Here is a 26104-nt window from a genome sequence, read left to right as displayed (position 1 = left end):
CAGGGCATTCCACGGTCCTGCAAGCTCGACAGCCAGTTGAGCTATGTCGATGTGCCCTTGTGCACGCTGGAGCAAGCCGCGGTGCAGGTGGGCGATCAAGTGGCCAAGGTCCCTGACTTGCTGGCGCTGGAAGGTTTGCTGGTGGAGGCGGGGCTGGTCTGACGGGGTTCTGAAAGCATTGTGGGAAGGCTCCTGGGATGTCGCCGAACGCTCCTGCAACCAGGTGTAGTAATGCCGCCAGCGGATTTTTAATGCGGATGATGCGGTCTGAAGCGTTGCGTTTTCAGGCTTCAAGCCGGAGCCTTGCGCGCTGCGGTAATGAATTTGGAGGTGAGCGAGACATGTATCACGGGGAAAAACTCAACGCCTGGACGCATCTGGTCGGGGCAGTGGCGGCATTTGTCGGCGGCGTCTGGATGCTGGTAATCGCCAGCCTCGACGGCAGCCCGTGGAAGATTGTCAGTGTGGCGATCTACGCGTTTACCTTGCTGGTGCTCTACAGCGCCTCGACCGTGTACCACAGCGTGCGCGGGCGCAAGAAAGCGATCATGAAGAAGGTGGATCACTTTTCGATCTACCTGTTGATTGCTGGCAGCTATACGCCGTTCTGCCTGGTGACCCTGCGCGGGCCGTGGGGCTGGACGTTGTTCGGGATTGTCTGGGGGTTGGCGCTGATCGGCATTCTGCAAGAGATCAAACCGCGTTCGGAGGCACGGATTCTGTCGATCGTGATTTATGCGGTGATGGGCTGGATTGTGCTGGTGGCGGTGAAACCGTTGATCGCGGCGCTGGGCACGACCGGGTTTGCCTGGCTGGCGTCGGGCGGGGTTTTGTACACCGTGGGGATTATCTTTTTTGCCCTCGATCACCGGCTGCGGCATGCGCATGGGATCTGGCATCTGTTCGTGATTGCCGGGAGTTTGCTGCACTTCGTCGCGATTCTGTTCTACGTGCTTTGAACAACGGATCAACAGATCTCAGAAGCTCCTACAGGGAAATATGATCTCCTGTAGGAGCTGCCGCAGGCTGCGATCTTTTGATCTTTTGATCTAGAAATCCCCCCAAAGCTGCTGAGCCACCGCCAGCGCCACAACCGGCGCCGTCTCGGTCCGCAACACACGCGGGCCAAGCCGTGCCGCATGAAAGCCCTCGCCCTTGGCCTGATCAACCTCGGCATCCGACAGCCCGCCTTCCGGCCCGATCAGAAACGCCAGCGTGGCGGGCTTGGAGTGGCTCAGCAACGGCTCGGCCACTGGATGCAGCACCAGCTTCAGCTGCGCTTGAGTCTGCTTGAGCCAATCAGCCAATAACTGTGGCGGATGAACCACCGGGACCCTCGACCGTCCGCATTGCTCACAGGCACTGATTGCCACCTGGCGCCAGTGCATCAGGCGTTTGTCGGCACGTTCGTCTTTGAGGCGCACTTCACAACGGTCGCTGAAGATCGGGGTGATCTCGCTCACGCCCAGTTCAGTGGCTTTCTGGATCGCCCAGTCCATACGCTCGCCACGGGACAAACCCTGGCCGAGGTGGATCTGCAAGGGGGATTCGACCTGCCCGGCGAAACTCTCATCGATCTGCACCACCACGCGCTTCTTGCCGACCTCTACCAGTCGGGCGCGGAACTCCTGTCCCGAGCCGTCGAACAGCTGCAACGCATCACCTTCGGCCATGCGCAGCACGCGGCTGATGTAGTGCGCCTGGGCTTCCGGCAATTCGTGTTCGCCGGTGCTCAGGGGAGCGTCGATAAAGAAGCGGGACAGTCTCATGCGGGTTCTCTGGAAAGGGAGTGAATCATAAAAGGTGGTGCCTTCTGTGGGAGCGAGCCTGCTCGCGATTCGATCTCGCATTCGCGATGAGTGCTGGCTGGCCGATTGCTATCGCGAGCAGGCTCGCTCCCACAGTGCTTTCATTTTCCGGCCAATCAACCCGGATCGCGGAATCCCGGGTGAAAGTTTTCCGGCACCGACACACTGACGCTGTCGCGCGTTGCAATGTCGATCCCTTCGCTGGCCACTTCAGCCAGAAAGTCTATCTGATCAGGCGTGATCACGTACGGCGGCAGGAAGTACACCACGCTGCCCAGGGGCCGCAGCAGGGCCCCGCGTTCCAGCGCATGCTGGAACACTTTCAGGCCGCGTCGTTCCTGCCACGGATAGGCTTCTTTGGTGGCCTTGTCCTTGACCATCTCGATCGCCAGCACCATGCCCGTCTGGCGCACTTCGGACACGTTCGGATGATCGATCAGGTGCGCGGTGGCCGAGGCCATCCGCTGAGCCAGTGCCTTGTTGTTCTCGATAACGTTGTCGTGCTCGAAGATATCCAGCGTCGCCAATGCCGCCGCGCACGCCAGCGGATTGCCGGTGTAGCTGTGTGAGTGGAGGAAGGCGCGCAGGGTTGGATAGTCGTCGTAGAACGCGCTGTAGACCTCGTCGGTGGTCAGGCACGCGGCCAGCGGCAGATAGCCGCCGGTCAGGGCCTTGGACAGGCAGAGGAAGTCCGGACGGATGCCGGCCTGCTCGCAGGCGAACATCGTCCCGGTACGGCCGAAACCGACGGCGATTTCGTCGTGGATCAGGTGCACGCCATAGCGATCACAGGCCTCACGCAACAGCTTGAGGTATACCGGGTGGTACATGCGCATACCGCCCGCGCCCTGAATCAACGGCTCGACGATCACTGCCGCGACGCTGTCATGATGCTCGGCCAGGGTCTGTTCCATGGCCGCGAACATGTTGCGCGAATGCGCCTCCCAGCTCATGCCTTCAGGGCGCCCGTAGCAATCCGGGCTCGGCACTTTGATGGTGTCCATCAGCAGCGCTTTGTAGGTTTCGGTGAACAGCGGCACGTCGCCGACCGACATCGCCGCCATGGTTTCGCCGTGGTAGCTGTTGGTCAGGGTGACGAAGCGTTTCTTGTTCGGTTGACCGCGGTTGAGCCAGTAATGAAAGCTCATTTTCAGCGCGACTTCGATGCAGGACGAACCGTTATCGGCGTAGAACACCCGATTCAGGCCCTCAGGGGTCATCTTCACCAGACGCTCGGACAGTTCGATCACCGGTTGATGGCTGAAGCCGGCAAGTATCACGTGCTCCAGTTGGTCGACCTGATCCTTGATGCGCTGGTTGATCCGCGGGTTGGCGTGGCCGAACACGTTGACCCACCAGGAACTGACCGCATCGAGGTAGCGTTTGCCCTCGAAGTCTTCGAGCCAGACGCCTTCACCGCGCTTGATCGGGATCAGCGGCAGCTGTTCGTGGTCTTTCATCTGGGTGCAGGGATGCCACAACACCGCGAGATCGCGTTGCATCCACTGATTATTAAGGCCCATTTACAGTCTCCTCGAGGCGGCTCGCGTCAGGCGCGGGCAAACAATCGGGCAAGCCTATGCAATGCGTCGCGTCGGGACAACCCATTGTGTCGATTGAGCTACTTTGTATGGGCCGATAGACGTCGCTGGCGGCGTTTTGATGGCTGACGTATTCTTCGCGGTTCTTTGGGTCGTCTGACTCGCAAAACTGATTTTTCCTCGTGTATTTCCGGAGTTCGCTGAATGTCTGCTGGTTGGCTGCGCGCCTGTGCGCTGGTGATGTTGGGCCTGTTCAGCGTGTCTGCGCTGGCCAAGGATAAAACAGCGATCGTGATCGGCGGCGGGCTTTCCGGCCTGACGGCGGCTTACGAGCTGCAGAACAAAGGCTGGCAGGTCACCCTGCTGGAAGCCAAGCCGAGCCTGGGTGGTCGCTCCGGCATGGCCACCAGTGAGTGGATTGGCAACGAGAAGACCCAGCCGGTACTGAACAAGTACGTGTCGACGTTCAAGCTTGGCACCACGCCGGCCCCGGAGTTCGTGCGCACCCCGAGCTACCTGATCGATGGCGTGTATTACAGCGCTGCCGACCTGGCGATCAAGGACCCGACCACTGCCGAAGCGCTCAGACGCTACGAGAAGACCGTCGACGACCTGGCCCGCTCGATCGAGGACCCGCAGAACCCGGCCGCGAACAACACGCTGCACGCCCTCGACCAGATCAACGTCTCCAACTGGCTCGACCGCCTGACACTGCCTGCCACGGCCCGTCAGCTGATCAACCAGCAAATCCGTACCCGCTACGACGAGCCGTCGCGCCTGTCACTGCTGTACTTCGCGCAGCAGAGCCGCGTTTACCTGGGCGTTTCCGACCGTGACTTGCGCGCGTCGCGCCTGATCGGTGGCAGTCCGGTGCTGGCACAGGCATTTGTCAAGCAACTGAAGACCATCAAGACCAGCTCCCCGGTCTCGTCCATTGTCCAGGACAAGGATGGCGTGACCGTCAAGGTCGGCAGCGTTGGCTATCAGGCTGACTACGTCGTGGTGGCCGTACCGCTGCGTGCTTTGAACAAGATTGCGCTGACGCCGGCGCTGGATGCTCAGCACATGGCCGCGATCAAAGGCACCAACTACGGCTGGCGCGACCAGATCATGCTGAAGTTCAAGACGCCAGTGTGGGAACCCAAGGCGCGTATGTCCGGCGAGATCTACAGCAACGCCGGTCTGGGCATGCTCTGGATCGAGCCGGCGCTGAAGGGCGGCGCCAACGTGGTGATCAACCTGTCCGGCGACAACGCTCGCGTAATGCAGGCGTTCGGCGACAAGCAGATGGTCGATCAGGTGCTGATCCGTCTGCACGCTTTTTATCCACAGGCCCGTGGTTCGTTCACCGGTTATGAAATCCGTCGCTACAGCACCGACCCGTCGATGGGCGGCGCGTACCTGGCTTACGGCCCGGGCCAGATCAGCAAGTTCTGGCGCATTTGGGAACGTCCGCTGCAACGCGTAGCGTTCGCTGGCGAACACACCGACACCTTGTACCCGGGCACGCTGGAAGGCGCCCTGCGCACCGGTCAGCGTGCGGCCAGTCAGGTTGAAGACCTGGCGGCAGGCAAGTCGTTTGAGCCAGCGAAGGTTGTGCCAGTGGCGGCTGCTGCGGCGGCAGGCGCGGTTGCGGCGAAGAAGGGCAACTTCTTCACCAACCTGTTTGGTGGTTCGGATGATGAGAAAAAGCCGGAACCTGCTAAGGCGCCAGCCCCCGCCGCTCCGGTTGCCCCAACCCCGGCGCCGGTACCAGCACCTGCGCCGGCTCCGGTTGAAGCGCCCAAGCCTGCGGCACCGGTGAAAGCCGAGCCTGCAAAGAAAGCACCGGTGAAAAAGCCGGCAGCCAAGACCGAGGCCAAAAAAGCCCCGGCCAAAGCCCCGGCAAAAAAGGCTGAACCGGCCAGGAAGCCAGCGGCTAAACCGGCAGCAACCACTGAGACCAAGGCTCAGTAAAATTTGCTGTTGACCAGAAGCGCGGCTCAATGGCCGCGCTTTTTTTGCCCGCACTATCGCCTTCGCGGGCAAGCCCGCTCCCACAGGGTTTTGTGTCGTACGTGATTTCTCGGTTTACGCATTTACTGTGGGAGCGGGCTTGCCCGCGAAAGCGTCCTCACGATTACCATTTAATTTCCGGTCTGCCACTAACATCCCGCCACACTTTTCCCTTTAATCTTTCCTTAACAAGCCACTTACAGACTCTTGATCGTATTTCTCGATATTTCAAAGCGAAATTTTCCGCTTTAATTCGATAGATAACTCGCTAGTCTTGGTTCGCAGTTCTCACAGGATTTGGGCAATGCAGCTACGTAACTCTTCTTCGCGCTATGGTTGGGTCAGCATTTTCTTGCACTGGAGTGTGGCACTGGCAGTCTTTGGATTGTTTGCGCTGGGCTTGTGGATGATCGACCTGGACTACTACAGCACCTGGCGCAAAGACGCGCCGGAGCTGCACAAGAGCATTGGCCTGGTGCTGTTCGCCGTGATGTTGCTGCGGGTGCTTTGGCGTTTCGTCAGCCCACCGCCGCCCACCCTGGAAAGCTACAGCCGCATGACGCGCCTTGGCGCCAGGTTTGGCCACTCGTTCCTGTACCTTGGTTTGTTCGCTGTGATGATTGCCGGTTACCTGATTTCCACCGCAGACGGTGTCGGGATTCCGGTGTTTGGCTTGTTTGAAGTGCCTGCACTGGTCTCCGGGCTACCGGACCAGGCAGATACCGCCGGTTTGATTCATTTCTGGCTGGCATGGGCGCTGGTAATTTTTTCCGGCCTCCATGCGTTGGCAGCATTGAAGCACCACTTTATCGATCGTGATGCGACCCTGACGCGAATGCTCGGTCGCAAAGCCTGAAATTCAACCTCGACTCAAAGGAAAAGAAAGCATGTTGAAAAAGACTCTGGCCGCTCTGGCAATCGGTTCTGCCGTGCTGTCGGCAAACGTGATGGCTGCTGACTACACCGTCGACAAAGAAGGCCAGCACGCCTTCGTCGACTTCAAGATCAGCCACTTGGGCTACAGCTACATCACCGGTACCTTCAAGGACATCGACGGCAAGTTCAGCTTCGACGCTGCCAAGCCTGAAGACAGCAAAATCGAATTCAACGTGAAAACCGCCAGCGTGTTCACCAACCACGCCGAACGCGACAAGCACATCGCCAGCAAAGACTTCCTGGACGTGGGCAAATTCGCTGACGCCAAGTTCGTCTCCACCAGCGTCAAATCCACCGGCAAGAACGCCGCGGGTAAAGACACTGCTGACGTGACCGGCGACCTGACTCTGCACGGCGTGACCAAGCCAATCGTGGTTAAGGCCACTTTCCTGGGCGAAGGCAAGGACCCATGGGGCGGCTACCGTGCCGGCTTCGAAGGCACCACCAGCATCAAGCGTTCCGATTTCGGCAAGCAGAAAGACCTGGGTCCGAAGTCCGATGCAGTCGAGCTGTACATTTCGTTTGAAGGTGTGAAAGCGAAATAACATTCGCCGCTGACACAAAAAACGCCCCCGATCTCGCGATCCGGGGCGTTTTTATTGCCTGGCGCAATCCATACAGGTGGTGAAATCCATTGTGGGAGCTGGCTTGCCCGCGATGGCAGCGTGTCAGTCAATATCAATGTCTGCAGGACTGACGCCATCGCGGGCAAGCCCGCTCCCGCAGGGTTTGCGTTAGCCAGAAAAAATGCCCCGGATCTCACGATCCGGGGCATTTTTTATTGCAGCGTCAACTCAGCGATTACGAGTCAGCAGCGCTGGCTTTTCGCCGCGAGGACGGCCTGGCAATTGATCAAGCTGTTCAGGTGTCGGGAAACGATCGGTTTTCGACTCCTTGTGAATGATCTTCGGTGCCGGGCCGCGCGGGTTCTGCACCGCTGGTTCCGAGCGAGGCTGATCGTCACGCGCCGGACGGCGATTGCGACCTTCTTCGCGACGGGCTTGACCGTCACGTGGAGCACCGCTGCGTGGGCCACTGCGCTTGGCCGGCGGAGTGCCAGTGGTGGCGCCGTCGCTGCTGCGCGGACCGCTCTGGCGACCCTGTGGCTTACCGCCGTTGCGCGGTGCACCGGCACCTGCGCCGGCTGCCGCACCCGGTGCCGGAGCACCTGGACGACGGCCACGGCCCTGAGCCGGCTTGGCTTGCGGCACGTAATCAACGCGGTTACCGAAGTTATCGATATCGTCGTCGAGGAACTCGTCCGGTGCGCGATCGGCAGCGGCGCGTGGCGGCTGCGATGGCTGACGCTGTTCACGGGCCGGAGTACCTTCGCGAGGTTTCTGCTGACGGGCAGGGCGCTCGCCACGTTCACCGGCAGGTTTTTCCTTGCCCTTGTCTTTGCCTTTGTCTTTACGACCGCCGCCACCGCCGCCGCCATTCGGGCCATCGCCGCGTGGGCCACGTGGATTGCGCGGGTTACGCACATCCGGACGCTCACGCACTTCCGGCTTCTCGGCTTCAATGGTGCTCGAATCGAAGCCCATCAGGTCGCCGTCGGCGATTTTCTGCTTGGTCATGCGTTCGATGCTTTTCAGCAGTTTTTCTTCGTCCGGGGCAACCAGCGAGATCGCCTCGCCCGAACGACCGGCACGGCCCGTACGGCCGATACGGTGCACGTAGTCTTCATCGACGTTCGGCAGTTCGAAGTTGACCACGTGTGGTAACTGATCGATGTCCAGACCGCGTGCGGCGATGTCGGTGGCGACCAGAATGCGCACCTGGTTGGCCTTGAAGTCGGCCAGCGCTTTGGTGCGCGCGTTCTGGCTCTTGTTACCGTGGATCGCCACAGCCGGCAGGCCGTGTTTGTCCAGATACTCGGCCAGACGGTTGGCGCCGTGCTTGGTACGGGTGAACACCAGCACCTGTTCCCACGCGCCGGCGGTGATCAGGTGCGCCAGCAGCGCACGTTTGTGGCTGGCCGGCAGACGGAAGACGCGTTGTTCGATGCGCTCGACCGTGGTGTTGGGCGGCGTAACTTCGATGCGTTCCGGGTTGTGCAGCAGCTTGCCGGCGAGGTCGGTGATGTCCTTGGAGAACGTCGCCGAGAACAGCAGGTTCTGACGCTTGGACGGCAGGCGCGCGAGGACTTTCTTCACGTCGTGCACGAAACCCATGTCGAGCATGCGGTCGGCTTCGTCGAGGACGAGGATTTCAACGTGGGACAGGTCAACGCTGCCCTGGCCGCAGAGGTCGAGCAAACGACCCGGGCAGGCAACGAGCACGTCAACACCACGGGACATGGCCTGAACCTGTGGGTTCATGCCGACGCCGCCGAAGATGCAGGCGCTGACGAATTTCAGGTCACGGGCGTAGATCTTGAAACTCTCGTGAACCTGGGCCGCGAGTTCGCGGGTCGGGGTCAGGACCAGTACGCGCGGTTGGCGCGGGCCGTGACGCTGGGATTTGTCCGGGTGACCATTCGGGAACAACCGCTCCAGGATCGGAAGGGCGAAACCGCCGGTTTTACCAGTACCTGTCTGAGCCGCAACCATCAGGTCGCGACCTTGCAACACGGCGGGAATGGCCCGCTGTTGCACCGGAGTAGGCTCGGTATAGCCCGCATCTTCGATGGCGCGGACTAAAGCCTCGGAGAGACCGAGGGAAGCAAAGGACATGAGTAATCCTGTTTTAGTTAGGGCTTGGCCCAATGGGAGTCTTGCCTGGCGCGAATCACGTTTAAGAGGACGCAATCCCGTCCGGTCCTGCTGCGGTTCCGAAGGCACGTCAGGAGCGCTCGCGCGGGCTGCAAAGCTGCGCTGTAGCGGGTCGAGAGGCCTGTTACGGTTCCGGGCGTCCGGGCGTGAGCCTGGCGGGAACGCCGGAGTATAACAGAGCAATCACTGCGCGCTGCTTTCCTGCTGCTCAACGGTTTTGCCGCGTACGGTAGTGAGGCCGTTTGCGGGTGCTTCGACGGCAGGTCCCGCGCCGTAGCGCGCGCTCAGCTCGGCGTAGGCCGGTTCACGCTTGAAACGCTTGAGTTCGGCATCAAAGCGCTGCACCAGCAAATCCATTCCGGCATTGCGCCGAACTGCTAAAAATTGGCTCTGACGGCTGATGACGGTGGGGTTTTCGCTGATCTGATCGCGAATATTCAACTCATCGAGCAAATGCTGGCCAACGCGGCGATCAGTGATCAGCAAGTCGATGCGGCCGCGCACCAGTTTGCCGAAATTGGCCTCGTGTGTCGGTGCAGGTTCACGGGTGAACAGCGTTGATTCACTGAAGTCGGGGCTGTACAGATAACCCGGCGAGGTGCCGATGGTCAGGCCTTTGAGTTCTTCGAGCTTGCTGAACGGGTGCGGTCGGTCGTTGGCATAGAACATCACGAACTCGACGTCCGACAGCGGTTCGACGGGGTAGAGCAGAGTAGCGTCGCGTTCGTCGCTGTGAAAGATGTCCAGTGCACCGTCGGCCTGACCGGTTTCGAGCATCGACAGGCAGCGCTTCCAGGGCAGGAATTGCCATTCGACTTCAATGCCCAGGCGCTTGAAGACGATGGCGGTGGTTTCATAGTCCAGCCCCAGCGCCTTGCCGTTCTCTTCATAGACGTAAGGTGCCCAGGGCTCGGTGACAATACGCAACTTCTCGCCCCGAGCGGCAAAGCTCAGGCAAGCAAAAACCAGCACCGTGAATAATTGCGCGATCAAAGGCATGGCTTGAGATTACGACGAGAAACGCGAAAGAGCCAGAAACTGCATGGAGAAGCTCTATCTCCGTGGATTAGCGCACAAAAAAGGGCGCTAAAAGCAAAAGATCGCAGCCTTCGGCAGCTCGTACGCCGGGTGTGTTTATTCCCGGTAGGAGCTGCCGAAGGCTGCGATCTTTTGATCTTGCTCTTTGCTTAGCGCGGCAACTTCAGGTTATTCCAGATCGCCAGGCTTGGCTCAGCCTGGTTCATGGAATAGAAGTGCAGCCCCGGTGCGCCGCCCTGCAACAGGCGCTCGCACATCTCGCTGACGACTTGCTCGCCAAAGCGCTGAATGCTTTGGCTGTCATCGCCATACGCTTCCAGCTGCTTGCGAATCCAGCGCGGGATTTCCGCACCGCAGGCATCCGAGAAGCGCGCGAGCTTGCTGTAGTTGGTGATCGGCATGATCCCCGGCACTATCGGCAGATCCACGCCCAGTGCCTGCAAACGGTCGACAAAGTAGAAGTAGCTGTCGGCGTTGAAGAAGTACTGAGTGATCGCGCTGTCGGCGCCGGCGCGAGCCTTGCGCACGAAGTTGGCGAGATCGTCTTCGTAATTGCGCGCTTGCGGATGCATCTCCGGGTAAGCCGCCACTTCGATGTGGAAATGATCGCCGGTTTCTTCACGAATGAATTCAACCAGTTCATTGGCGTGACGCAGCTCACCGCTGGTCATGCCCATGCCGGACGGCAGGTCGCCACGCAGGGCAACGATGCGCTTGATGCCGGCAGCCTTGTACTCGTTCAGCAGGCCGCGCAGGTCGTCTTTGCTGTCGCCGACGCACGACAGGTGCGGTGCGGCCGGTACTTTGACTTCGCTTTCCAGTTGCAGAACGGTGTTGAGGGTGCGATCACGCGTCGAACCACCTGCGCCGTAAGTGCAGGAGAAAAAATCGGGGTTGTACGCAGCCAGCTGGCGGGCAGTGGCGAGCAGCTTTTCATGCCCAGCGTCGGTCTTCGTAGGGAAGAACTCGAAGCTGTAGCGACGGTCTTGGGACATGGTCATATCCTTGGAAACGCATAAGCCTGGAAGGCACCGTGCACCCTGTGGGAGCAAAGCTTGCTCGCGATTGAGACGCTGCGGTCTTCAGTGAGACCATGGCGACGCCATCGCGAGCAAGCTTTGCTCCCACAGATCTGCATTAATCCGCTCCCCATGGGGGAGCGGAGCAGGACCGATCAGTAGCGGTAAGCGTGCGGCTTGAACGGACCTTCAACAGTCACGCCGATGTAGTCAGCCTGCTGCTTGGTCAGTTGCGTCACAACACCACCAAAGCCGCGAACCATTTCCAGGGCCACTTCTTCGTCGAGTTTTTTGGGCAGTACTTCAACGGTCAGACGCTCGGCTTTCTGGGCTGGCGACAGGTCGGCGTACTTCTGGCCGAACAGGAAGATCTGCGCCAGCACCTGGTTGGCGAACGAACCGTCCATGATGCGGCTCGGGTGACCGGTGGCGTTGCCCAGGTTCACCAGACGGCCTTCGGCCAGCAGGATCAGGTAGTCGTCGTTCTGGGCATCGAATGCGCCAGGACCGGTACGGTGGATCTTGTGTACCTGTGGCTTCACTTCTTCCCATGCCCAGTTCTTGCGCATGAAAGCGGTGTCGATTTCGTTGTCGAAGTGACCGATGTTGCAGACAACAGCACGCTTCTTCAGGGCTTTGAGCATGTTCGAGTCGCAAACATTGACGTTACCGGTGGTGGTCACGATCAGGTCGATCTTGCCCAGCAGCGCTTTGTCGATGCTTGCTTCGGTGCCGTCGTTGATACCGTCGATGAACGGCGAAACCAGCTCGAAACCGTCCATGCAGGCTTGCATGGCGCAGATCGGGTCAACTTCGGAAACCTTAACGATCATGCCTTCCTGACGCAGGGACTGGGCCGAACCCTTGCCCACGTCGCCGTAGCCGATAACCAGTGCTTGCTTGCCCGACAGCAGGTGGTCGGTGCCACGCTTGATCGCATCGTTCAGGCTGTGACGGCAGCCGTACTTGTTGTCGTTCTTGGACTTGGTCACCGAGTCGTTGACGTTGATGGCCGGGATTTTCAGCTCGCCCTTGGCCAGCATGTCCAGCAGACGGTGTACGCCGGTGGTGGTTTCTTCGGTCACGCCGTGAACGCGATCCAGTACTTGTGGGTACTTGTCGTGCAGCAGCTGAGTCAGGTCGCCGCCGTCGTCGAGGATCATGTTGGCGTCCCATGGCGCGCCATCCTTCAGGATGGTTTGTTCCAGGCACCACTCGTACTCTTCTTCAGTTTCGCCTTTCCAGGCGAAAACCGGGATACCGGCAGCAGCGATAGCGGCAGCAGCCTGATCCTGAGTCGAGAAAATGTTGCAGGACGACCAGCGTACTTCGGCACCCAGGGCAACCAGGGTTTCGATCAGCACGGCAGTCTGAATGGTCATGTGGATGCAGCCGAGGATCTTGGCGCCTTTCAACGGCTGTTCGCCGGAGTACTTGCGACGCAGACCCATCAGAGCCGGCATTTCCGATTCGGCGATGATGGTTTCGCGACGGCCCCAGGCAGCCAGGGACATGTCGGCAACTTTGTAATCGTTAAAATCTGCAGGCGTGATAACAGCGCTCATGAAGAGCCTCCATTCGTAATGTATGCGAATGGGCGCCGTTGTGCGTTTAGTGTCCGGCCTGAGCCAGTCAACGCCCCATCCGAGCCTGACAGGTTGAACCTGCTGCAGCGCCCCTCGGACAGGTGGCGGGAAAACGGTAGCAAGTGAACGTTACCGTTTTGAAACGGGGGCGATTATAGCCGTCTAAACTGATCTTCCAAAGGGTTTCTGTCGGGCAAATGAAGATCGCTAATAGCGACCATAGTCGAAGCCTCATGGAGCATGACCGCTCGGTCTGCCAAGATGGCACCCATCTTTCGGCAAACGCTCAGGAGTGAACATGAATTTCCACACCCGCAAGTGGGTAAAACCCGAAGACCTGAACCCCAACGGCACCCTGTTCGGCGGCAGCTTGCTGCGCTGGATCGATGAGGAAGCAGCGATTTACGCCATCGTCCAGTTGGGTAATCAGCGCGTGGTGACCAAGTACATATCCGAAATCAACTTCGTCAGCGCCTCGCGCCAGGGCGACATCATCGAGCTGGGCATCACCGCCACCGATTTCGGCCGCACCTCGATCACCCTGACCTGCGAAGTGCGCAACAAGATCACCCGCAAGAGCATCCTGACGGTGGAGAAAATGGTGTTCGTCAACCTCGGCGAAGACGGCTTGCCGGCCCCGCACGGCCGGACCGAAATCAAATACGTCAAAGATCAGTTCCAGGACGAGTAACACGAGTTCTTGGGAGCCGGCTTGCCGGCGATGCCGTCGTCAGCATCACCGCAAAAAATCCGAGTTCATCTCGGTTCCCGGTGTCGCTAATGACCCCGTCGCGGGCAAGCCTTGCTCCCACAGATTGATGCTCCCACAGGCGCCACACATGGCTCCCACAGGCCGCACTGCCACAGGGCTGATGTTTCGTTAGTGTGAGCAGTGAACAGCTCCGAACCGCGCCTGTCGTACGTACATCTCACGCCACCGGTTCCGGAGCACTATGGACACGCAAAAAGACGGCAAGACCCCGAACCTTTCGGCCCAGGAAAAACACGACGTCGACAAAAACCAGCCGCCGCGCGCTGCCGTGCTGCATGAAATCATCCGCACCCAGGGTGATCAGGAGCTGGAACGCAGCGTCGCCGCCCTTTGGTGGTCCGCCCTGGCGGCCGGCCTGACCATGGGCTTGTCCCTTATGGCCATGGGCTTGCTCAACTCTCGCCTGCCGGACGCAGAAGGATTCAAGGTAATCGCCAGCTTCGGTTACTGCGCCGGCTTCCTCGCGGTGATCCTTGCCCGTCAGCAATTGTTTACCGAAAACACCCTGACGGCAGTGCTGCCGGTCATGACCAAGCCGACCCTTAACAATTTCGGGCGGCTGCTGCGGCTGTGGACGGTGGTGCTGGTGGGCAACCTGTGCGGTACCTTGCTGGTGGCTTATGTGATGCTCCACCTGCCGATTTTCGACACCAAGACCGACATGGCCTTTCTCGACATCGGGCGCAAGGTGATGGAGAACGACGCGAGCAAGATGTTCGCCAAGGGCATCGTCTCGGGCTGGATGATTGCCACCATGGTCTGGATGATCCCTTCCATGGAAAGCGCGAAAATGTGGATCATCATTCTGATCACTTACCTGATGGCGCTGGGGGATTTCACCCACATCGTGGTCGGCTCGGCCGAAGTGTCGTACCTGGTGTTTGCCGGCGAGTTGTCGTGGAGTGATTTCTGGCTGGTGTTTGCCGGGCCGACGCTGGCGGGGAATATCATCGGAGGCAGCTTCATTTTTGCACTGCTGAGCCATGCGCAGATTCGCAGCGAAAGCGGGCCGCCCAAGCAGGATGCGGATCAGCAGCCTGATTCGCAAAAGCTCAAGAAGTAATCAGTGATGACCAGCCTGTGCCGCTGGCGCAGGCTCATCACGGGTGACGTGCTTGACCAGTTTGCCGATGCTCAGGCCCTGCAGCAGAATTGACGACAGCACCACAATGTAGGTGATGCTCAGCAACAGGTCGCGCTCCGGCCCCAGCGGCAGCGCCAGCGCCAAGGCTACCGAAACCCCCCACGCAGCCCGCCCCAGGTCAGAATCCTGATCGTCCCGCGCGGGACTGTGCGCCAGCGTCGCAGCAGCAGGATGGCCGGCGCCACGGTCAGCAGGCGCGAGAGCAAAATTGCCACGGCCAGCAAACTGGCTGCCAGCACGTGCAGCCAGTTGAATGGCAGCAGCAATAGCTCCATGCCGATCAGGGCAAACAGCAGGGCGTTGAGCATGTCGTCGAGCAGCTCCCAAAAACCGTCCAGGTATTTGCGAGTCATGTCGTTCATCGCCAGATTGCGCCCGAGGTTGCCGATGATCAGACCGGCGACCACCATCGCAATCGGTGCCGAGACGTGCAACTCCGAGGCCATTGCCGAGCCGCCGATTACCAGCGCCAGGGTCAGCATCACTTCGATCTGGTGCTGCTCGATGCTCTTGATCATCAGGTAGACCAGATAACCGATCAGCCCGCCGAACAGCACGCCGCCAATCGCTTCGTGAGCAAACAGCATGGCGGTGGCGCCGACGGTCGGGGTCTCCCCCAGTTGCGCGATACCCAACAGTACGGTGAACACCACCACCGCCGTGCCGTCGTTGAATAGCGACTCGCCGACGATTGTTGTTTTCAGCGGCTTGGAGGCGTTGGCCGTCCGTAATACGCCAAGCACCGCGATTGGATCTGTCGGCGAAATCAGCGCGCCGAACAGCAGGCAGTACAGGAAGCTCACGTGCCAGCCGAACAGGGCAAAGATGTAATAGGCCAGGCTACCGATCACTGCGGTGGCAATCAGGACGCCGAAAGTCGCGAGCAGGCCAATGGGCCAGCGATAGCTGCGCAGGTCATTGAGATTGACGTGCAGGGCGCCGGCAAACAGCAGGAACGAGAGCATCCAGTTCATCAGCAGATCGCCGAAGTCGATCTGTCCAATCAGTTGTTGAATGCGTTCTTCCAGGCCGGGGTAGCCGAGCAGGCTCAGGCCTTGCAGCAGCAAGGAGAACATCAGCGCGGTGACCATTACACCAATGGTTGGCGGCAGGCCGATGAAGCGAAAGTTTACGAAGGTGAGGAGGGTGGTGAGGCAGATGAAAGCGGCGACGAGTTCAAGCATCCGGGGTCCTTTGGATGAGGGGTGGAAAGACTGTTTAAAAGGAAAGCGTGATCGAAATCAGACCGATTATCGCCTGGATGGCGTTCCTGGATCCGGAAAACTTGCGCGCAACTAGACCTGTCCTAAACTCCAAAAGTTGCACGAAAATGACCGAAAGCCCTGTAGAGCTTGGCTTTGAGCGGTTAGGGATGTGCCCTGTCATCTTCGGTAACGCGCAGGCGGATTGAATTACATGTGTCATCCCAGCCACGCCACTGAAGGTCGCGATCATGCCTCGAGCCACCAGCGTCCGTCCCTTTTCGCTTTACGCGAGCCTGGTTGTCCTGGCGTTGGCCGGTTGTGCGAACCACAGTGAAAACGAACCAGTCTCCCAGCCGCTACGCAAAAATCCGGAGTTTTCCTACGATGCCAGCGGCGTCACCCACGCGACGCTGACGGCGGCTGAGCAGCAGGTCAATGTGGGCAATGAGCGCTACGTGTCACTGGTGTTCAACGGCGATTACGATTCACCGCTGATTCGCACGCGACCGGGCGGAACCATGGCGATCCGCCTGGATAACCGCATGGACGAGATCACCAACCTGCATTTCCATGGCATGCAGGTTTCGCCCCTGGACACTGGCGACAACATCTTCCGCATCACCAGGCCGCATCAGGTCGGCGAATACAACGTCAAGCTGCCGATGGCCCACAGCCCCGGGGCGTATTGGTACCACAGTCATTTTCACGGCGGCTCCCAGCGTCAGGTCTCGGCGGGTATCGCGGGGCCCATTCTGGTGGACGGCATGCTCGATCCGTTTCCCGAACTCAAAGGCATCAAGGAACAGGTGCTGGTGCTGCGCAACTTCCAGAAAACCCTGACTGGCAAGGTAGCGAGCGAAATCATCACCAGCGCCCCCTCGATCCGCACGGTCAACGGCCAGGAAGTGCCCACCATCGACATCAAGCCGGGCGAAACCCAGCTCTGGCATTTCATCAATATCGCCGCCAACCAGTATTTCCGCATTCGTATCAATGGCCAGACCATGCAGATCCTGTCCCGGGACGGCAATACCGTGACCCGCCGCGTGGATGATGACGAAGTACTGATTGGGCCCTCGGCGCGTTTCAGTGTGCTGGTGGTCGGGCCGCCGGCGGGTTCCTACAATATTGAGTCGGGCGACGCTGACACCGGGCCAGCGGGTGATAGCTATCCCGCAGCCAGACTGGCCATCCTGCGCTCCAGCGGGCAGCCGGTCGCCACCCGCCAGATCACCAGCGCCTATCCGCCTGCCGAAGACTTCAGCAAACAGGCGGTGAACAAGACCCGGCAGTTCGTGTTCCAGGACTCCGCCACAGACTCCAGCGCGTTCCTGATCAATGGCACCCGCTTCGAGCTGGATCGGGTCAATACCACGGTGAAACTCGGTGACGTCGAAGAGTGGCGACTGCTCAATCCGTCCCAGGAACTGCATCAGTTCCATATCCACCAGGTGGACTTCCAGGTCACCGAGATCAACGGCAAGCCAGTGCAGTTCAGCGGCTACCGGGACAATGTTTTCATCCCGGCGACCGGCTCAATCACCGTGCGCATTCCGTTCCGGGACCCGGTGATTCTTGGCAAGTTCGTCTACCACTGCCACATCCTCGAGCATGAAGACGGCGGCATGATGCAGGCGATTCAGGTGGTCAGGCCGGTGAATTATGAGCAGGCGGTCAAGCTCGAACCCCTGGGCGGACTTTATGGTGAAAACAACCAGTTGTGCACCTACCTGCGCAACACCGGACAGGACCCGAAAACGTCCAGCCCGCTGGTCCCGTCAGCTAAATAAGAGGGGGCGCCATGAGTAACTATCGATTGGCTGTCGTGCTGCTGGGGTCGGTGTGCGGCGGCGATCTGGTGTCGGCCGATGACGGGCAGTATCCCAATGTTGGCATGGATTACGACGCAACCTTCCAATATGACCATGTGCATGGCGACTCGCCCCAGGGTGGCAATCGCAACAGCACGGATGCCTACCCGGATATCAACAGCACGTTTTACTTTCGCTTGACCCATGACCAGCAGATCCAGCTGTCCACCGAGATCAATCCGGTCCAGGGGCCCGAGCCAGGTCAAAAGCGTTTTTCGAGGACGTGGGCCTGGTCATCAATGACCTCAACTACTACCAGAACAATGCCAATTCCGCGTTCATGATCGGCAAATACCACGTGCCGTTCGGACGCGCCCAGGACCAGGCGCCAGGCCTCTACACCGAGGATTTCGTCAGCACCTACGACCTGGACGGCATGCTCGGTGGCACAGTGGCCTATCGTTTCTTCGATCAGCAACTGGGGATGATCGAGCCCAATGTCAGCCTCTATACCGCTGACAATTCGTTCCTCGGGCGACCCTACCTGCGCCATGGTGAGAAGCTGCAGCGTTCTGACGGCGGTCCCTCGAACACCGGCAAGCTCGATTCGTATGCCGTGTCGGTAAACTGGCTGGCGATACCGGCTATCCCGTTCCTGGAAATGCAGGTTGGCTACATGCTCAACAAGGCCGGGGATGATGTGGAGCAAACCTCGCCACCCTTTGGCGGTGCGGCGGATGAGAAAATCAAGATCGCCTCCGCTCGCTACATCTGGGCCTATGCGCCGAGCACCGAGCTGGCACCGACGCTGGCCGGTCACTACTTCGATATCGTGCCCTTTATCGAGTTTGCCGACGTCGATAACGAAGACGCGATCGAGGGCAATGACACGCGCTACCTGACCACTTCCCTGACCTTCGATTTCGGCGACTGGGCGATGGGTGCGACGCGCACCGATAAGCATCGGCCTTCCACGGGCGGCGCGAGTCGCCAGGATTACCTCAACGAACTGAGCGTGACCTACGACATCACCGGCCAGATCAAGCTCGGGTTGTCCGCCGGCACGCAGAAACAGGACGGTGAAATGTCCGAACTGGTGGGCCTGGCGCTGACTTATTCGGGAGGGTTCTGATCAATGAAGCTGTTAATGGCGGCCGGCGTCCTGCTGCTGATGGGGCTCACGGCCGATGTAGTTGCCGCAGCCCGAACCGACATCGGCGGGCCCTTTCAACTGACCAATCAAAATGGCCAGCGGGTCACCGAAAAGAGCTTTGGGGCGCCGGTACTGCTCTACTTCGGATTTATGACCTGCCCGGCCATTTGCCCTACCGATCTGGCGAAAATGGCGCGTATCAGTCGGCAGCTGCAGCAGGAGCAGGGCATCAAGGTGCGCCCTGTTTTCGTGACGGTGGATCCGGAGCGCGACACGCCGGACAAGCTCAAGGTGTACGTGAAATATTTTGCCAATGACTTTGTCGGCCTGACCGGAACGTCGCAGCAGATCGCAAAAATCACCGACGCCTACCACGTCTACTACAAGAAAGTGCCGTCTGGCGATAAACCGGACCAGTACATGATGGACCACTCGACCATCCTGTTTCTGCTGGACAGCCAGGGCCGCTACCTCAAGCATTTCGGCCGCGGGCTCGATGAGCGGGACATCGAGCGGCAGGTGGCGGCCGCGTTGGCTGAGTCGAGCGCTGGGCGGTAGTCGGTTTTTCGGTGAGTTCGTGCAGGGATTTGTTCGGCTGAAGACTCCCGTTATCAGCTGGTGGCGTTGGCCAGCCGGACTTCACGTCGTTGCCGATAGATGAAGTACAGCGCCATCACCACTGTCAGGCCACTGACCAGCGCGCCGGTCCAGGGCAGGTCGGCAAGGTCGGCGCCGCTGGCGACCACCAGCCCGCCGATCCAGGCGCCGGCGGCGTTGCCCAGGTTGAATGCGCTCTGGTTCAGGGTCGAACCCAGGTTCGGTGCCTCATGGGCCTGGTCGATGATCAGCAGTTGCAGGATCGGGCACAGCGCGAAAGCGAAAATGCCCCACAACACCAGCGTGATGGCTGCCGGGATGACCGAGTGGCTGGTCTGCGTGAAAGCTGCAAGCACCACCACTACCGCCAGTGCCATGCCCACCAATGACGGCAGCAGGCGGCTGTCCGCCAGCCGGCCGCCGAGCATGCTGCCTGCCGTGAGGCCGACGCCAAACAACAGCAGCATGATGGTCACGCCATGGGGGCTGACGCCAGTGATGTCCTGCAGGATCGGCGCAATGTAGGTGAACACACTGAACAGACTGGTTGACGCCAGCACGCTCATGCCCAGCGCCATCAATACATTGGCCTTGCCCAGCACCTTGAACTCGCTGGCAAGGTTGGCCTTGTCCATGGCGATGTCCTTAGGCAGCCACGCCCACTGGGCGATGGCCGCAATCACACCAATCACCGAGACTGCCCAGAACGTCGAACGCCAGCCGGCGTATTGTCCGAGGGCGGTGCCCAGTGGTACCCCCAGCACATTGGCCAGAGTCAGGCCGGTAAACATCATGGCAATCGCCTGGGCGCGTTTGTTCGGTGCTACCAGGCCGGCGGCGACCACCGAACCAATGCCGAAAAACGCCCCGTGGCACAGGGCTGTGACCACGCGAGCGGCCATCAGCGTCGCGTAGTTCGGCGCCAGGGCACACAGAATGTTGCCGAGGATGAACATCAGCGTCATGCCCAGCAGCGTCGCCTTGCGCGGCATGTTGGCGGTGCCGATCGCGAGGATCGGCGCGCCGAACACCACACCCAGGGCGTACCCGGTGATCAGCAGGCCGGCGTGGGGGATGCTTACTGCAAGGTCGCGGGCGACGTCGGGCAGCAGCCCCATGATGACGAATTCAGTGGTGCCGATGCCGAATGCGGCAACAGCGAGGGCGAATAAGGCGAGTGGCATGCGCAAGTTCTCTGTCGGTAGTCTTGACGCTGTGATCAGGCATACGCATGCCAGAGACCGCTCTGGAACAGAGTGGGGCGCGGGCAAAAATTATTGGAATTAGTCTGTGCGCAACTGAGTGCGGCGTGGTCGCTTGCAGTATAAACAGCTGCTGACATATGGCGAATCAATTCTCCCGTTTCCCTTAGGAGAGGCTTGCTCGCAAAAATGATGGCGATGCGTTGATCCAGAAGGCGCGCGTTATCGTTGACGTCCATCGCGAGCTCGCTCCTACAGGGGAGTGGGTAACAAAGGAGCATGCCGTGCTTGCAACGGCTTTGGTGTTAGTGGCGGCGCTGTTGCACGCGGCGTGGAATACATTGATCAAATTCAGCGCCGAACGGCTGCTGGTAGTTGCCTGTATGGACAGCGTGGCCCTGTTGTTCGTGGCCGTCATGTTGCCTTTCGTGGAGTGGCCGCCGCAGGAGATCTGGCCTTGGATTCTTGCGTCGGCGGCGTTTGAGCTGCTCTATCGTTACCTGTTGATTCAGGCGTATCGGGTCGGCGATCTCGGGTTGGTCTATCCGCTGATGCGCGGTCTGTCACCGCTGGTGGTGCTGGCGTTGACCCTGATCTTCGCCGGTGAAGTGCTCACCACCCAGCAAATCTTCGGCATCATGCTGATCCCGTTCGGCATGATCTGCCTGCTTTGGCAGGGCGGCGGCGGAAAACACTTGCCGTGGTCGATGCTGCCGGTGGTGGCGCTGATCGGGCTGTGCATCGGTTGCTACACCTACATCGATGGCCAGGCATTGCGACGCTGGTCGCATCCGCTGGATTATCTGGTCTGGGTGACGTTGCTCAGCGCCTGGCCGTTTCCGTTGCTGGCGTGGGTCGCCAAGCGGCCGGCGTTCATGCTGTTCTGGCGTGAGCAATGGAAGCTGGGTTTGGCGGTGGGTTTCTGCGTGTTGGCCAGCTACGCTCTGGTGCTGTGGGCGATGCAGTTGGGCTCGATTGCAGAAGCTGCGGCGTTGCGCGAAATCAGTGTGATCCTGGTGGTGCTGTTCGGCATGCGCTATCTCAAAGAACCTTTCGGCCGACCGCGGCTCTTAGCCTGTGGGCTGGTACTGATCGGCATGCTGGTGATGAAGTTTTAACGCTGATAACAATTCTGGAACTTGAAAAGGGACTGCTTTATGACGGTTGCTCTGTGGTGCATCTTGATCGCGATATTTCTGCCCTACGTCTGCGTCGGCGTGGCCAAGATCAGTGGTGGGTACAGGTTGAAAGACAACCACGACCCTCGGGACTTTCTTGAATCGTTGAATGGGTTTGGTCGACGCGCGCACGCGGCGCAACTGAACAGCTTCGAAGTGACCCCAGCGTTTGCAGCTGCGGTGATCGTGGCGCACCTGGCCGGCAATGCGGAACTGGTGACGATCAATGTGCTGTCGGTGTTGTTTATCACCAGCCGCTTGCTCTACATCATCTGCTACCTGGCAGATTGGGCGATCTTGCGGTCGTTGGTGTGGTTTGTGGGGATGGGCCTGATTATCAGTTTGTTTGTGGTGTCGGCGTAAGATCAGGCAGCCTCGGCGCCCTCGACAGCTCCTACGCAGATCCCTGCAGGAGCTGTGTAGGAGCTGTGTAGGAGCTGTCGAGTGCAACGAGGCTGCGATCTTTGTCATCGTCTAGAGTTTGTCGGCCACCTGCGGCACTTGCGGCAGTGCTGCGCCTTTGGGCCAAAGCATCCAGATCTGCCCCTGCTGTTTCATATCCCCCGCCAGTTGTCCGGCGGCATCACCGGTGCCCCAGAACAGATCCGCGCGAACCTCGCCGGCAATCGCGCCACCGGTGTCCTGCGCCGCAACCGGGCGCACCAGTGCCGTGCCGTCCGGGCGCGTGGTCGACAGCCACAACAGGCTGCCCAGCGGAATCACCTTGCGATCCACCGCTGCGCTATAGCCGGCCGTTAATGGCACATTCAGCGAGCCGCGCGGGCCTTCGTTGCTGTCCGGGTTACGGGTGAAGAACACGTAGCTCGGGTTGCTGCCGAGTAACTCCGGGATACGCGACGGATTGGCTTTGGCCCAATTGCTGATCGCGCCCATGGTCACGTCTTCTTTCTTCAGCTCACCTTGCTCAACCAGCCAGCGGCCAATCGGCCGGTAGGGGTGGCCGTTCTGATCGGCGTAGGCAATGCGCAGCTGTTTGCCGTCCTGAGTCTGAATACGCCCGGAACCCTGGATCTGCAGGAACTGCAAATTCATCGGGTCGGTGAGGTAAGCCACTACCGGGGCTTTTACGCCTTTCGATTCGATGGTCGCTGCGTCGTCGTAAGGTTTGAGCACTCGGCCTTCGAGGCGACCGCGCAGGCGCTTGCCTTTCAATTCCGGGTAAATGCTGTCCAGCGAGACAATGATCATGTCCTCGGGTACGCCGTACACCGGCACATTGGCGGTGTCGGTGGGCGTCAGGCTGCCGGGATAAACCGGCTCGTAGTAACCCGTGATCAGACCGTTGGGATTGTCGTTTTCAGCACGCAGACCGTAGACGTCGAGGTTCTGCTTGAGGAACGCGCGAATCTCGTTGGCGGTTGCCGGGACGTTGGCGGAGGCCGCACAAGTGGCGCCCCAGACCGCGTCGGCCTTGAGTCGGTTACAGGCGCTGCGCCACGAACCGAAGCCGGCGATCAGGTCGTTGTCCGACACCGTTGGCAACGCTTCCCAGGTGGCGCTGGAGTAAGTCGCCAGCGCGTGGGTTTTGGGTGGGGTGTTTTCGCCCCCGGTGCAGCCAGCGAGCACGGCGACTACCGGGAGAGTCCAGGACAGGCGAGGGCGCCATGCCTTGATGCAGCTGATCATGGAGTAATTCCTTTGCCGGTTGCCTGAGTGCTCCATGCGCTCGAACAACCCATATTGATAATAGGGCTATTGGTCTTTACGGATGACGCGAGGATACTGGCCGCCGTTCCCGTAACCAGAAGCCACCATGACTCTTAAAAGACTTTCCGTTGTATTGCTGGCCTGCCTGACGTTGACTGCTTGTGGCGGCGTCGACCCGGATTCGCCGCTGGGCCAGCGCAAGGCGATTTTCAAACAGATGCTCAAGACCGGCTGAAGACCTGGGTGGCATGTTGCGTGGGTCGCATTGCATTCGATGGCGCGAAGTTCGCTGACGGTGCCGTCGAAGCTCGATGCCTTGTCCCATGAGCCCTGGAAACATTTCCCGCAGGTGCGCGAAGAAGATCACACCAGCGCCAAAGATGATGTCTGGCAGAAACAGGCACGCTTCCAGGAAATGGCTCGCACGCTTGAAGCCGCCACCGGTGAATTGGTGGTTGCCAGCAAGGTTCAACCCTACAAGGCCAGCAACCTGGGGCCGGCGGTGCAGAAAGTCGAAGATGCCTGCAGTGCGTGCCATAAAGAATTTCGGGATCATTGATTTGCAGCGCTCTGGCTGACGATTTGACTTGATCGCGAAGAGGCCAGTCAGAGCAACCGAAAGCTTCGGTCATTCCTTATATTTATTTATCCAGCTCATCCAGCGCGTCCTGCAGCTCTTTGCGCGACTCGGCGAGTTTGTCTTTGCGTTTGTTGATCTTCTCCGGGTCGCCCTTCTTCATCGCCTTGTCGAGATCGGCCTGGCGCTGGCTGACTTCGTGTTTGGCCTCAAGCACTTTGTTTTCGCGTTCTTTCTTAAGGCCGGCGTCGGTGCAGTGTTCGCTCACTTCGCTCAGGGCTTTTTCCAGGCCGGCTTGCTGATCGGCATTGCCGCGCGACTTGGCCTGTTCAATCTGGTTGATGATGCCCTGCTTCTTGGCCGCGCAGCCAGTCAGCCCCGGGGCGTCTTCGGCGGCCATCAGTGGAGCGGCCATCATGCCGCAGAGGGTCAGCATGGCGAGCGGTGCGAGAAATTTCATAAAAGCTCCATGTGCAAAGGCATTCGGGTCGGTGTGACGACGGGCCGTTTGAGCCGGATCGGCACCTATGGGTTCCCGTATGCACGGTATTGCCGGCCGCTAAAAACCGTCAACTCCCGCCATACGTAATGTTTCGCTCAAGGCCAGGACCTGCGGGTCACGGAAAAACGCGCTTAATTGCGCCGCGCGTCCCGGGCCTATACCGGCCTGGGCCTGCCATTGTTCGGTTTCACGTTGCGCCAGTTCCCGCCACGAATCAGCAAGCTGTGCCTGACCGATTGGCGGCATGCCCAACGCATTGAGCCAGCGTGCGAACGGAAGTTGTCGGGCGCTGTTGAAGCTGTTTAAAAGCTGAGCCGTGCTGCGCTCGCCGAAACCGTTAATGTTAGCAAGCTCTTGAGCATCGAGGGTCAACCAATCCAGCAGTCCCTTCAGTCGGCCTGTTTCCAGAAGTTTCTCCCAGGTGCCCGGGCCGATGTTTGGCATGTCCAGCCCTTGCTTGCCGCTGAGCCAGGTCAGTCGCGCGAGAAACTGGCTTTGACAGCCCTGAGTGGGTTGCCAGCAACTGAGCTGATGAAAATCCGCAGCTTCTGGAACCTCCATGTGAACGCGCTCGACGCTACGCAGTATGACGCCGTCCAGCCTTGGAATGGTCAGGCCGGCCAGGCTGATGGACACCTGGTCGCCAGGGCGGATATCCAGCGCTTGCCAGCGTGGCAGGGAACTGACGCTGACGCGCTTGATCTGGCGATCATCGAGCCATATCGGCGATACATCCAGCACTGGAGTGATCCGGCCAGTGCGTCCGATGTTGAAATGGACCTTGCGAACTTCGGCCAGCGCCTGGGCGAAAGGGTATTTCCAGGCCGCGATCCAGTAGGGCGCCTTGGCTTGCCAGCGATCGGCAGAGGGGCGCTCGTCCTGGCGCAGGACAATGCCATCGCTGGCGAAAGGCAGGGGTGAGCGGTACCAATGCTCACGCCAGCGCACGACGTCGGCCAGTTCCGCGATCGGGTGGCTCAAGGGCGCGGTGCTATCGAATCCCAATGCGTCCAGGGCGGCAATGCGCGCGGAAAGACTGGCTGGGCCTTCTGGCCATTCCCACACGAACAGGCCGATGCCTGCGGCGTCCTGCGCGCTTAGTTGCTTGCGCGCCATCAGCCCGGCGACGTTGCCCCGAGCATTGAGGCTGCCGGCACTGGCTTGAACGTGGCCATCCAGGCGCCAATACAGTTCACCTTGCACCACCAGGTCCCGGGGTTGCGAAAGCTGTTGCGGGATGCCGCCAATCCGCCGCGCCGATGCGGTCCAGTCCTTGCCCTGCACCCCGTTGCCGCGACTGATCGCGCGCACCAGTACACCTTTCTCATACACCAGGCTCACTGCCACGCCATCGACCTTGGGTTGAACCCAGACTTCGTTACGATTTTTCAGCCAGTCTTCAATGGCTGCGACATCAATGAGTTTGGCCAGGCCGGTGTGCGGGATGGGATGGGTAATCGAGCCGCCAGCGGTGCGTAGTGGATCTGCCGGCGCGTCCAGATTGAAGCATTGCTGCCAGTTGGTCAGTTGAGCGCGGGCTTGATCGTAAAGTTCGTCGGCGACCATGGACTGGCCTTGGCGATGGTAGCTGTCGTCCCACAGGTCGATCTGTTTTTGCAGGGCGCTGATTTCTTCCTGGCCTCGCCCGGGGGCCAGTC

22 protein-coding genes, 4 pseudogenes and 1 riboswitch are annotated in these 26104 nt (G+C 59.9%); of the genes and pseudogenes, 14 read left to right on the top strand and 12 right to left on the bottom strand.

Annotated features, from left to right (window positions below; translation table 11 throughout):
* Together JFT80_RS24295 and JFT80_RS13270 are read left to right on the top strand one after the other, a co-directional pair.
* A pseudogene (locus tag JFT80_RS24295) lies at positions 1–162 on the top strand (chemotaxis protein CheW); the annotation flags it as partial.
* 179 nt (positions 163–341) lie between these two features.
* Complete coding sequence (locus JFT80_RS13270) at positions 342–959, top strand: hemolysin III family protein (protein WP_201148163.1); 618 nt, start codon at positions 342–344, stop codon at positions 957–959.
* Positions 960–1049: 90 nt separating this feature from the next.
* Here the strand turns inward: JFT80_RS13270 and JFT80_RS13265 are convergent, their stop codons facing one another.
* Together JFT80_RS13265 and JFT80_RS13260 are read right to left on the bottom strand one after the other, a co-directional pair.
* Positions 1050–1769 (bottom strand): 16S rRNA (uracil(1498)-N(3))-methyltransferase, encoded by a 720-nt coding sequence (locus JFT80_RS13265; protein ID WP_201148162.1) that lies wholly within the window; start codon positions 1767–1769, stop codon positions 1050–1052.
* A 155-nt stretch (positions 1770–1924) separates the two neighbouring features.
* Positions 1925–3331: an adenosylmethionine--8-amino-7-oxononanoate transaminase gene (locus JFT80_RS13260; protein WP_201148161.1), complete on the bottom strand. Its 1407-nt coding sequence runs from the start codon at positions 3329–3331 to the stop codon at positions 1925–1927.
* 222 nt (positions 3332–3553) lie between these two features.
* On the opposite strand from JFT80_RS13260, the gene JFT80_RS13255 reads away from it, so the two are divergent.
* The 3 genes from JFT80_RS13255 (at position 3554) to JFT80_RS13245 (ending at position 6825) form a co-directional block, all read left to right on the top strand.
* Positions 3554–5305 carry a flavin monoamine oxidase family protein gene (locus tag JFT80_RS13255; protein WP_201148160.1) on the top strand — a complete coding sequence of 584 codons (1752 nt, stop codon included), beginning with the start codon at positions 3554–3556 and terminating at the stop codon, positions 5303–5305.
* Between the two features lie 343 nt (positions 5306–5648).
* On the top strand, positions 5649–6200 hold the full coding sequence (locus JFT80_RS13250; protein WP_201148159.1) for a cytochrome b: 552 nt from the start codon (positions 5649–5651) through the stop codon (positions 6198–6200).
* 31 nt (positions 6201–6231) lie between these two features.
* The gene (locus JFT80_RS13245) at positions 6232–6825 is read left to right on the top strand and encodes a YceI family protein (RefSeq protein WP_201148158.1); all 594 of its coding nucleotides are present in this window, start codon (positions 6232–6234) and stop codon (positions 6823–6825) included.
* Between the two features lie 249 nt (positions 6826–7074).
* On the opposite strand, the gene JFT80_RS13240 is transcribed toward JFT80_RS13245, so the two are convergent.
* The 4 genes from JFT80_RS13240 to ahcY form a co-directional block, all read right to left on the bottom strand.
* Positions 7075–8955 carry a DEAD/DEAH box helicase gene (locus JFT80_RS13240; RefSeq protein WP_201148157.1) on the bottom strand — a complete coding sequence of 627 codons (1881 nt, stop codon included), beginning with the start codon at positions 8953–8955 and terminating at the stop codon, positions 7075–7077.
* 222 nt (positions 8956–9177) lie between these two features.
* The gene (locus JFT80_RS13235) at positions 9178–9993 is read right to left on the bottom strand and encodes an ABC transporter substrate-binding protein (RefSeq protein ID WP_201148156.1); all 816 of its coding nucleotides are present in this window, start codon (positions 9991–9993) and stop codon (positions 9178–9180) included.
* A 188-nt stretch (positions 9994–10181) separates the two neighbouring features.
* The gene (metF, locus tag JFT80_RS13230; protein ID WP_201148155.1) at positions 10182–11027 is read right to left on the bottom strand and encodes a methylenetetrahydrofolate reductase [NAD(P)H]; all 846 of its coding nucleotides are present in this window, start codon (positions 11025–11027) and stop codon (positions 10182–10184) included.
* 179 nt (positions 11028–11206) lie between these two features.
* Entirely contained in the window at positions 11207–12616 is a 1410-nt protein-coding gene (gene ahcY / locus JFT80_RS13225; protein ID WP_201148154.1) for an adenosylhomocysteinase, read from the bottom strand.
* Positions 12617–12639: 23 nt separating this feature from the next.
* A riboswitch (S-adenosyl-L-homocysteine riboswitch) is annotated at positions 12640–12738 on the bottom strand.
* A 197-nt stretch (positions 12739–12935) separates the two neighbouring features.
* Between ahcY and JFT80_RS13220 the strand changes: the two genes are divergently transcribed.
* Entirely contained in the window at positions 12936–13328 is a 393-nt protein-coding gene (locus JFT80_RS13220; RefSeq protein WP_201148153.1) for an acyl-CoA thioesterase, read from the top strand.
* 262 nt (positions 13329–13590) lie between these two features.
* The gene (locus tag JFT80_RS13215) at positions 13591–14472 is read left to right on the top strand and encodes a formate/nitrite transporter family protein (RefSeq protein WP_201148152.1); all 882 of its coding nucleotides are present in this window, start codon (positions 13591–13593) and stop codon (positions 14470–14472) included.
* Here the strand turns inward: JFT80_RS13215 and JFT80_RS13210 are convergent.
* Positions 14473–15737: pseudogene (locus tag JFT80_RS13210) on the bottom strand (cation:proton antiporter).
* A gap of 269 nt (positions 15738–16006) precedes the next feature.
* Here JFT80_RS13210 and JFT80_RS13205 point away from each other — a divergent pair.
* From JFT80_RS13205 to JFT80_RS13195, 4 genes are read left to right on the top strand one after another with little or no spacing between them, the layout of a single operon-like run.
* Positions 16007–17548: a multicopper oxidase family protein gene (locus JFT80_RS13205; RefSeq protein WP_201148151.1), complete on the top strand. Its 1542-nt coding sequence runs from the start codon at positions 16007–16009 to the stop codon at positions 17546–17548.
* Positions 17549–17559: 11 nt separating this feature from the next.
* Positions 17560–17913: a hypothetical protein gene (locus JFT80_RS24290; RefSeq protein ID WP_242482928.1), complete on the top strand. Its 354-nt coding sequence runs from the start codon at positions 17560–17562 to the stop codon at positions 17911–17913.
* Entirely contained in the window at positions 17853–18701 is an 849-nt protein-coding gene (locus JFT80_RS13200) for a hypothetical protein (RefSeq protein ID WP_242482927.1), read from the top strand. The genes JFT80_RS24290 and JFT80_RS13200 overlap by 61 nt, the downstream gene beginning before the upstream one ends.
* Positions 18702–18716: 15 nt before the next feature.
* Positions 18717–19280 (top strand): SCO family protein, encoded by a 564-nt coding sequence (locus JFT80_RS13195; protein ID WP_242482926.1) that lies wholly within the window; start codon positions 18717–18719, stop codon positions 19278–19280.
* A gap of 53 nt (positions 19281–19333) precedes the next feature.
* Here JFT80_RS13195 and JFT80_RS13190 read toward each other — a convergent pair whose 3' ends face one another.
* Positions 19334–20503 (bottom strand): MFS transporter, encoded by a 1170-nt coding sequence (locus tag JFT80_RS13190; protein ID WP_122841169.1) that lies wholly within the window; start codon positions 20501–20503, stop codon positions 19334–19336.
* A gap of 35 nt (positions 20504–20538) precedes the next feature.
* The gene (locus tag JFT80_RS13185; protein ID WP_201148149.1) at positions 20539–20760 is read right to left on the bottom strand and encodes a hypothetical protein; all 222 of its coding nucleotides are present in this window, start codon (positions 20758–20760) and stop codon (positions 20539–20541) included.
* Between the two features lie 45 nt (positions 20761–20805).
* On the opposite strand from JFT80_RS13185, the gene JFT80_RS13180 reads away from it, so the two are divergent.
* Both JFT80_RS13180 and JFT80_RS13175 read left to right on the top strand, forming a co-directional pair.
* On the top strand, positions 20806–21639 hold the full coding sequence (locus JFT80_RS13180) for an EamA family transporter (RefSeq protein ID WP_201148148.1): 834 nt from the start codon (positions 20806–20808) through the stop codon (positions 21637–21639).
* 39 nt (positions 21640–21678) lie between these two features.
* Positions 21679–22062: an MAPEG family protein gene (locus JFT80_RS13175; RefSeq protein ID WP_122841172.1), complete on the top strand. Its 384-nt coding sequence runs from the start codon at positions 21679–21681 to the stop codon at positions 22060–22062.
* Positions 22063–22173: 111 nt separating this feature from the next.
* Here JFT80_RS13175 and JFT80_RS13170 read toward each other — a convergent pair whose 3' ends face one another.
* On the bottom strand, positions 22174–23346 hold the full coding sequence (locus JFT80_RS13170; RefSeq protein WP_201148147.1) for a murein transglycosylase A: 1173 nt from the start codon (positions 23344–23346) through the stop codon (positions 22174–22176).
* Between the two features lie 127 nt (positions 23347–23473).
* Here JFT80_RS13170 and JFT80_RS13165 point away from each other — a divergent pair.
* Positions 23474–23926: pseudogene (locus tag JFT80_RS13165) on the top strand (cytochrome c).
* Positions 23927–24008: 82 nt separating this feature from the next.
* Here the strand turns inward: JFT80_RS13165 and JFT80_RS13160 are convergent.
* Positions 24009–24404, bottom strand: a complete 396-nt coding sequence (locus JFT80_RS13160; protein ID WP_201148146.1) for a DUF1090 domain-containing protein — start codon at positions 24402–24404, stop codon at positions 24009–24011.
* 99 nt (positions 24405–24503) lie between these two features.
* Positions 24504–26104, bottom strand: a pseudogene (gene ligB / locus JFT80_RS13155) (NAD-dependent DNA ligase LigB); the annotation flags it as partial.

Source organism: Pseudomonas sp. TH10 (assembly GCF_016651255.1).
Lineage (GTDB): Bacteria > Pseudomonadota > Gammaproteobacteria > Pseudomonadales > Pseudomonadaceae > Aquipseudomonas.
Note: the sequence above shows the minus strand (reverse complement) of the source record. Positions and strands in the feature narration are given on the sequence as shown.